Consider the following 1,878-nt stretch of genomic DNA (forward strand, 5'->3'; position numbering starts at 1 on the left):
ATAATTAAAAGTTATCTGTTGGATTTGATAGTTAAAAAGTAAAATTTTCAGATATTACATAAAATGGTATTTTAATTGAAACACATAAGATTAATTGAAAAGGTATCGGTATAGCGTATGTCAAATATATTTATTAGTTGGTCAAAAGCTAAAAGTAGAGATTTTGCTATTGAGGTAAAAAAACTTCTTGAAAGTATGAATCCACATTTAAGTGTATTTATGTCAGAAGAAAATATTTATGCTGGAGAAAGAGTTCAAGAGAAAATAATTAATAAAATTATAGAATGCGACAAAATATTACTCTGTTTTACAAGAGAGAACAAAAAATCTTCATGGCTGTTATATGAGGCTGGTTTTGCAAGTGGTTTAAATAAAATGGTAATTCCAATTCTTTTTGACAATGATCCAAATTGGCATTCATGGATTGATAACCCAATGAATATTGCACGTGAAATAAATATAAATGGGGAAAACTTTGAAGCAACTTTTTTAAAAAGCTTTAATTTATGTGATTCATCATATACTAGAAATGCACTTTCAACTTTTATTAAAAATATAGAAACTATCAAAGAAAAATATCGTCAAGTGGATATACAATGCGAAGATTTTATTGATTTATTAATATCAAACAATGCTTTTCGAGTAGAAAGCCCTATATATAGAAATAAAACTGCATACTTTTTAACTGGATTTGAAACATTTGATTTGTGGAAAACAGTGGTTAAATCTTTTTTATACACTGGTAAATATTTATGGATATATGGAAGAAAGAATATGAAATTGTTTGGGGGCAATTTTAAAGAACTATTTGAATATCTAGAAGAAAAATCAATAAATGAAGATATGTATGGAATTGACTTCCGATGTTTATTTTTAAACCCAGAATCAGATGAAGTAAGATATGCTCATAAGCAACAAGATATCTTTTTTCAAGAATTGGATGCTACAATTAAAAGAGCCAAGCATCAGATAGGAGATAATCTTATTCTTCAAAGATGTTTTCGAATGTATTCTAACAGACGTGAGGAGGTTATTATTCGCTTAGATAATTGTATTATTTATTCAAAACCACATTTTGATGAAAATGGTCAACCTCAAATTATGACAGATGCGAAATTTGAAGTTTTTAGTACATCTTCTCAACGTGGTCAACAATGTATCAAAAAATATTGTGCCATATGGGATTCCGCAATAAACTTATTTTAATTTTGATATATTGTATAGAGTATTTTATTAATTTTAGAAAGTGTTTCTTGTATTGAAAGATTACTAACATTAATGGAATATATCATACATAAATCTTTTGGAATGTTACATAAACTATTATTTAAATCTACATTGGTTTGATATAAAATTGGTAAATATTCTTTTTTATATTTTTGAGGATCCCTTTTACTTAGACGATTCCATAAAGCTTTTTCTGAATCTATATATAAATTAATATATAAAATGTTTGGAAAAGGTATACTTAAATAAAGTTCTTCTGGAATAATATGTACACCATTAATAATTGAAGGGATACCCTTTCTTTGTTGTCGTTTAATAATATTGATAATAGAATTTTTCATTATCTTACATTGTTGTTTTGCCATATCGTAATTAAAAAAAATATCATGTGCATAGATTTCATCTGAAGATAATTTGTAAACAGATGTTAAATGGTTATTATATCCTCTCAAAATTTCTCGAATTATATCTGTTTCTTCAACAAGCCTAAATTCTTGATGTGTTTTAAGAAGTTCCCATGAAATAGTTGTTTTACCTGCTCCAGGAACGCCAGATATAAGTATTATTAAATTTTCTGGTAAACAATATTCTTTTTTCATTTCATTTTCCTTATTTTTTAACTATCAAATCCAACAGATAACTTTTAATTAT

At 26.0% G+C, this 1,878-nt stretch carries 2 protein-coding genes; one reads left to right on the plus strand and one right to left on the minus strand.

The window, feature by feature from the left end; translation table 11 throughout:
- Positions 1-117 precede the first annotated feature (117 nt).
- Complete coding sequence (locus tag QZ321_RS12385; RefSeq protein ID WP_294197043.1) at positions 118-1,206, plus strand: toll/interleukin-1 receptor domain-containing protein; 1,089 nt, start codon at positions 118-120, stop codon at positions 1,204-1,206.
- Here QZ321_RS12385 and QZ321_RS12390 read toward each other — a convergent pair.
- Positions 1,203-1,826, minus strand: a complete 624-nt coding sequence (locus QZ321_RS12390; RefSeq protein ID WP_294197044.1) for an AAA family ATPase — start codon at positions 1,824-1,826, stop codon at positions 1,203-1,205. The two genes, QZ321_RS12385 and QZ321_RS12390, sit on opposite strands and share 4 nt — an antisense overlap.
- Positions 1,827-1,878 lie beyond the last annotated feature (52 nt).

It is taken from the genome of uncultured Clostridium sp., from assembly GCF_910588715.1.
In the GTDB taxonomy this organism is placed as follows: domain Bacteria; phylum Bacillota; class Clostridia; order Clostridiales; family Clostridiaceae; genus Clostridium.